This window comes from Nodosilinea sp. AN01ver1 (assembly GCF_050565655.1).
Taxonomy (GTDB): Bacteria; Cyanobacteriota; Cyanobacteriia; order Phormidesmidales; family Phormidesmidaceae; genus Nodosilinea.
Genome location: NZ_JBNXVS010000098.1, coordinates 1 through 5,989 on the forward strand (window position 1 = coordinate 1; position 5,989 = coordinate 5,989).

General features: G+C 56.6%; 7 protein-coding genes. 4 read left to right on the plus strand and 3 right to left on the minus strand.

Features of this window, described 5'->3' with window-relative positions:
* Positions 1-388 (minus strand): hypothetical protein (locus tag ACQ4N7_RS29810; protein WP_430715052.1); only part of this gene is annotated, 388 nt, incomplete at its 3' end.
* 63 nt (positions 389-451) lie between these two features.
* On the minus strand, positions 452-1,033 hold the full coding sequence (locus ACQ4N7_RS29815; RefSeq protein WP_430715053.1) for a hypothetical protein: 582 nt from the start codon (positions 1,031-1,033) through the stop codon (positions 452-454).
* 208 nt (positions 1,034-1,241) lie between these two features.
* Between ACQ4N7_RS29815 and ACQ4N7_RS29820 the strand changes: the two genes are divergently transcribed.
* The 4 genes from ACQ4N7_RS29820 (at position 1,242) to ACQ4N7_RS29835 (ending at position 4,572) form a co-directional block, all read left to right on the plus strand.
* Positions 1,242-1,415 carry a ribbon-helix-helix domain-containing protein gene (locus tag ACQ4N7_RS29820; protein WP_313898201.1) on the plus strand — a complete coding sequence of 58 codons (174 nt, stop codon included), beginning with the start codon at positions 1,242-1,244 and terminating at the stop codon, positions 1,413-1,415.
* Entirely contained in the window at positions 1,412-1,966 is a 555-nt protein-coding gene (locus ACQ4N7_RS29825; protein ID WP_430715054.1) for a hypothetical protein, read from the plus strand. The genes ACQ4N7_RS29820 and ACQ4N7_RS29825 overlap by 4 nt, the downstream gene beginning before the upstream one ends.
* Positions 1,963-2,541, plus strand: coding sequence for a hypothetical protein (locus tag ACQ4N7_RS29830; protein WP_430715055.1), 579 nt, complete (start codon positions 1,963-1,965; stop codon positions 2,539-2,541). Before ACQ4N7_RS29825 ends, ACQ4N7_RS29830 begins: the two co-directional genes overlap by 4 nt.
* Before the next feature lie 348 nt (positions 2,542-2,889).
* Positions 2,890-4,572: a hypothetical protein gene (locus tag ACQ4N7_RS29835; protein ID WP_430715056.1), complete on the plus strand. Its 1,683-nt coding sequence runs from the start codon at positions 2,890-2,892 to the stop codon at positions 4,570-4,572.
* A 207-nt stretch (positions 4,573-4,779) separates the two neighbouring features.
* On the opposite strand, the gene ACQ4N7_RS29840 is transcribed toward ACQ4N7_RS29835, so the two are convergent.
* The coding region (locus ACQ4N7_RS29840; RefSeq protein ID WP_430715057.1) for a transposase at positions 4,780-5,989 on the minus strand (1,210 nt) is incomplete at its 5' end.

Consider the following 5,989-nt stretch of genomic DNA (forward strand, 5'->3'; position numbering starts at 1 on the left):
CAGTGGGCTTTAGAACGTCCTGTTCTGCCTGCTGGCGGTAGCGGTAGGCCTCATTGTTGAGCACCGACCGACCGACATCGGCCAACACCAAACGGCTGTCTTCGTAGTTGCCCGAGAGTCGGTCTTGGGCCGCAGCCAGCACGTTCTCGTAGTTAGGGGCGGGTTGTTCATTTTGATATGTGCCCTCGTCCCCGGTGCGGCCTGACTGAGCAAAGGCGAAGGCAATGCCGGAGAGGGCAGCCACTGCAATGCCACCGGCAGCCCAGTAACGGCGGTTTTGCCACCAGGGAACCGGGGCCAGATAGATGTTTTGGATAGGCGATGCACCGCCAACGACCTCGCGACGGTATTCGAGGGGGACGGCAGGGGGAGTGAATTTAGCTTCCATGGCGTTATGACCAGAGTTACGGCGTTAACAGGATGAAAACGGCGGTTAACAGGGCTAAACCCCCTAACCACCAGCAGCGGTATCGGGCTCGGTGGGCTTTCCCAAAGCTTTCAGCGTTCCAAGGGCATCGGCTAGGGATTTGGTTTCGTCTGTCTGGGCAGCATCAATCTGGCTAGTCTGCAAGCGGTAGAGGCGCTGCTCTAGGGCTAGCTCCTGGGCCTTAGCGGCGATCTTGCTTTGGGCTTGTTTAGTGGCTTGTAGGCGTTGCTCACGGGCGGCGATGTCATTGGCAAGTGCCCCTTGAATCAGATCGGCAGTCTGCAAAAACTGCTCGGCTACGGCTAAGGGGTCATCAATCACCAGCGCTTCAGAGTCGCGAAACTGGGCTAGGTCTACGGTCATGCCCTGGTAATTGGGCAAGTCGATGCTGGTGCAGTGGTTGCCAGCGTGGATTGTTAGGCTCCCGACAGTAGGTTCGGGAGGGGCCGTAGGGGGGCAGAACTGCGCGATCGCAGCCTCTACAGCAGCTGGGCTAAGTCCATTGCTGGTGCTGTAGCCGTTGTCGTTGAGCCAGCGGCGCACGCTGGTTTTGGGCAGGTTGCCGTTCTCTTTACAGAACGAATGAAGGCTGACAGATTCGGTCATAGCTAAAAGTCCTTTAGTCCGTTACAGGTACGGGTTTGGCGCGGCATAGCACGGCAAACAGTGAGCCAACTAGGCCCCGCCCTGTACCTATGCCGTTTCGCGTCTTGACCAAAAGATAACATAAAGATGACTAATATGTTACTATTCAGTCATCTTGCCTCTTGCCAGTTACTAATCAGTCAGTAGCCCTTAATATTGGAGCCATGAAGTGACGACCAAAATAGTGGCAAAGCGTTTTTACATTTCGCTGCCCGATGGGCTTGCAGAATATCTAGAGGATTGGGCCGCAAAGGAAGGCAATAAGCCGACCACGTTGGCGGCCTTCCTGGTGGAGCGTGCCATTAGAGACAAGATGGATTCTGAGCAGGGAGGTAAGGTATGACCCAGAGCAGCGATCGCCTAGACCGTGTAGAAGCCCTGCTGGCCACCGTGGCGGAGAGCCAGGCCCGCACTCAGATTATTGTTGAGCAGAATGCCGCTGGCCTGCGCGAAACCCGTGCGATCGCCGACAGCAACGCCCGTGCTATTGAGGCATGGTCGTCCCGCATTGAGGACGGAATAGCTGAGGCTGAAGAGGTCAGTAGCTCCATGTCCGCCAACACTAACCGGCGCATGGAAGATGCCATTACCGACACCGTGAGCATGATTGCCAACCTGGGGCGGCAGCAACAGGAAGCCGATCAGCGGTTTGAAGTGTTTTTAGCTGAAGCCAGGGCCGACCGCCAGCGCTCTGAACAACTCAACGCAGAGCATAGCCAGCGCTTTGAGACTTTCCTGCAAGATGCCAGGGCAGACCGCCAGCGCTTTGACGAGGCGCTGGCTAGGGCAGATCGCGATCGCGCCCTCAACGAAAGCGAGCACCGGGCCTTTCGCGAGACATTCCAGACCATGCTGGCAGAGATTGCTCGGTTGTGGCAACGGGTGGCCGGATGACCACCGCAGACAAAGCCAAACGCGCCATGGTGGCGATCGGCCCATTAAATGCAGAGGGGTATCAAATGCCCAATGGTGAGTATCGAATGAGCCTGTCGGGTGCAGCTGATGCGGTTGGCTTAGCTCCTAGAAACGCTTTCGATTTTTTGCGATCAAAGGCAGCCAAACGCTTGCTAGGAGAGGGATTTACGGATTCGATTGCTGAAATCGAGGTGGAATCCAACCCAGAGCAAGTCAGGGGCCAAACCCGGATTCAGGCCATCCCTTTGGCCGTGGTCAGTAAGTACTGGCTGTGGCAAGCCTACCGGGGGAATAAGCAAGCTTTTACCTTAGTGGATGCCTTGCTTGAGGAATCCCTAGAAAGGCGTTTTGATACAGCTTTTGAGGTAGAACGCTCCGAGTCTGAACGTAATGCCTTGCTCACCCAACGGCTCCAGCGAACCGAGGCCGACCTAGCCGTCCTGGGCGAAGTCTACGCAGAACCCGATGCACTGCGTGAACAGGTGGCCCGGCTAGAACAGCAGCTCCGCGACGCTGGTCTAGAGCCCTGGCAACTACCGCAGACCGAGCGGTAACCACAGTCTTTTGTTGCACGTTAGGAGGCCGATACCAACCCCAAAACCCTGATGAAACCCAATATCTAGAGTCTGCTTGCCCGACATAGACACCTGTACTATGATCCGGCAATGATTGACGCCCCGCTGGGCTGACCACCTGGCGATCGCGTGAATCAGTATTAAGCGTCCTGACCAGACCCTTAATACGCAAAAAGAACCGGCAGCAAATGCCACCGGCTCTTTAAAAAGCGAAAGCCCGAGAGGACCAGTTCCCGAGCCGCGCGCAAATTCATTGTGTGGCTATGGTAACACCGGATCTCTCTCGGGGCAATACCCATTGCTCTTTTTTAGGAGAGAGAGACCCCCATGACCGCATCACTAGGATGGGGCGAGGAGTCGCGTAAGGCTCCTCGTTCCGAACCCCTCCCCGCTGACCCCACGGGCCAGCGGCTGTGTGAAATTTTTGGCCACTACCCCTGGAACTTCATCCGCGCCGACCTGCCGGATGACGCCACCACCAAAGCTGCCTGGACGACCGTTACTACCTACCCGCTGCGGCCCCGCGTCCTCTGGAACCAGTGGCAAGATGCCAACCAGTTAATCGGTGTCCGCTTTACCCACGACACCCGCTACGCCCTGCTCGACCTCGACGCTGGTGGCGACTACTGCACCGCCGAAGGCGTCGCCCAGATCCGCGCTGCCCTGGAAACCATCGGCATTACCCGCACCCTGCTGCTGCGCTCCAGCTGGAGCGGTGGCCTGCACCTGTATATTCCCTTTGCCGAGCTGGTCAATACCTTTAACCTGGCCGTCACCCTCAAGGAATGTCTCCAGGCCCAGGGGTTTCGACTCCAGGCTGGTCAGCTCGAAATCTTTCCCAACGTCAAAGCCTACGGCGTTCAAACCTTCATCGAATACATGGGCCACCGCCTGCCCCTCCAGCCCGGCAGCGGCTCCTGCCTGCTCGACGATGCCCTTAACCCCATCGGCAGCAGCCTAGCCCGCTTCTTCTGGCTCTGGGATGGCGCAGCTGGCCACCAGGACATGGACACCCTGCGCCATGCCATGAGAATTGGCCGCGACAACCACCGCAAGCGACCCAAACGCCGCAGCCACCCCGTCGAGAGCTGGCGACACGACCTGGATACTGAAATCACCGAAGGCTGGACAGACTACGGCCAAACCAACCACCTGCTCAAGACCATCGCCTGCTACGGCCATGTCTTCGAGAGCATCCAGGGTCAGGCGCTGATCGACTACACCCTGCACATCGCCCTCACCTGCCCCGGCTACGAGCAGTACTGCCGCCACCAGCACGACATTGAGCGCAAGGTGACCGCCTGGGTCAGAGCTGTAGAAGGCTACTACTGGCCCCTGGGCACCACCCCCAGCCGCGACACCAGCCAACCGGAGAACACCCTGGTGCCCTTCAACCAGCAGCAGGCCGAAGACGCCCGGCACCGCATCTGTATGGCCTACACCGAGCTAGAGCAGGCCGGAGAGCTGCCTGAGCAGATTACCGCACGAGCCAAGGCGATCGCCCAAGCGGCCAAAGTCAGCCAGCAGACCCTCTACAAGCACCTCAGCCTGTGGCACCCCCAGCACCAAAAGGGTGTAATTGCCCAGCTAGCAAGCCTTCTAGCCCCTGAAGAGGTGAATTCTGAAACCATGCCAGGATCGCTAGAACCCTTTGAAATCAAGGAATTACACCCCTCGGAGAGATATATGAAGGGTTGGGCGCTTTGCGCCGGTGATTTGGGGTCGGATCAAAGCTCTTTTTCTCCGGAAAGGGGGGTGCGGGGGGATGAGCCTGCTTTTCCACAGGAGACAGAGCCTGTGGCCTACGACCCAGACCTGCACGAACAGATTCAACACCAGATCCGCAGCCTGGGATGGTCTGGAGAGGTGATCCGCCAGTTCATTGCCGACCGATTCGAGGGCAAGCGTTGGGCCGCGCTAACGGAGGATGAGCGCTTGCGCCTGCTCTATCATCTGCGTGTGCTTGATTGTCTCGATACAGGAGAGCCTGCTGATATGGAATACCCCTAACGTCCTTTTGTTAGAGAGTGATGCGAATTGAGGGGATTGAATGCCTACAACTTCCTGTTAGCAATGCTTTCAGGATGATTCGAATTGAGGCGAAAGATGGCATTGGCTATCTGTTGCTGAAGTTGGGGTATGGCACCGATTCGTGTAAAAATGGGCCACATCTCCTGAAAGCCTTATAAACAGAAAGTTTCAGAGGCTAAGAACAGCCTATTCCAGAGCATCTTGAGGACACTTTGTTGAGATCGGAACGTCATAGTGGATCGCCTGCGGCTGTCGTTCGAGATCCAGGTGATAGAGGCCAAAACGATTCACCTGCTGCGTGAGATAGGGGCTCAGCTCAGCAATAGCCTCTGGTTCAAACTCATAGCCTTGCTGGTTGAGGTCATGGAGAATGCGCGTCAGTTCAAAGACGTTGTAGAAGATCAGCGTGTTGGCCACCAGGTGATTGTATTTGATGCGTTTGCGTTGCTCATCGCGGCTATTGGTGGCTAAGGTACCGTCATCCCCAAAGGCAAGCCATTGCACGAACCCATTGAACGCCTCACTCTTGTTAGTTGCCGCCTGAATGGTGGAGCGCAAGTCAGCGTCATTGATGTACTGCAGTAAAAACCCGGTGCGAACAGCACAGCCCAATTCGTAGAACGCTTGATAGAGCTTGTTTTTGCGGCTATTGGTGCCAAGCTTTCGCAGAATCGTAGATGCATTGATTTGCCTACACTTGATGGAGACGGCCACGCGCAGCATGTCCGGCAAGTGGGTTTCAATCAGATCCCAGTTGATGGTGTCGGAGAACAGCCCATCAATGTGCTGATAGCGCACTGCTCGGGTCGGACGGTAGAACTTCAGAGCCTTCCAGTTTCGAATGCGGGGCATCAAAGTAATGCCTAAGAGGTAAGCCAGGGCAAAGACGGTCGCACTTTGGGCCTGGGTATCCCCATGAATGGTGTCAGGTTGAATATCAGACTCATTGTTCAGGAGTCCATCCAAAATAAACACGGCTTCCCAGACCCCGCAGGGAATGAAGTGGCTGAACAGGGCGATGTAGGTGTCTGAGACGTGATAGTAGCCAATGCCGCCGTAGCCGCCATAGCGAATATGATATTCCGCCAGCAGGTTGTTCTCGTAAATATCCCACTTGGTTCCATCCACAGAAGCCCGGCGACCGGTACCCCAGAATTTGGGCAGGGCAAAGCGGTTATAGGCATTGATGATGGCACTGATGGCGGTGTGCAGCGTCTCTTCGGTAATGTGCCGCTGGTTCACCCAGGCCAGCTGTTTGCGGTCAAAGGTTCTGAGGGCGCGGGCGGTCTGACTGGGACCAATGTTGCAGCCATAGCAAAAAGTGGTGGCCAGATAGCGCCCCACCGGGCTATCCAGCTTGGCATCATGGCCGGAGATGGGACCAAAGTGGCGGGTC

Bases quoted from the DNA above. Each gene is read 5' to 3' on its own strand.
- ACQ4N7_RS29815 (WP_430715053.1), bottom strand. From the start codon at position 1,033: ATGACCGAATCTGTCAGCCTTCATTCGTTCTGTAAAGAGAACGGCAAC.
- ACQ4N7_RS29825 (WP_430715054.1), top strand. From the start codon at position 1,412: ATGACCCAGAGCAGCGATCGCCTAGACCGTGTAGAAGCCCTGCTGGCC.
- ACQ4N7_RS29830 (WP_430715055.1), top strand. From the start codon at position 1,963: ATGACCACCGCAGACAAAGCCAAACGCGCCATGGTGGCGATCGGCCCA.
- ACQ4N7_RS29835 (WP_430715056.1), top strand. From the start codon at position 2,890: ATGACCGCATCACTAGGATGGGGCGAGGAGTCGCGTAAGGCTCCTCGT.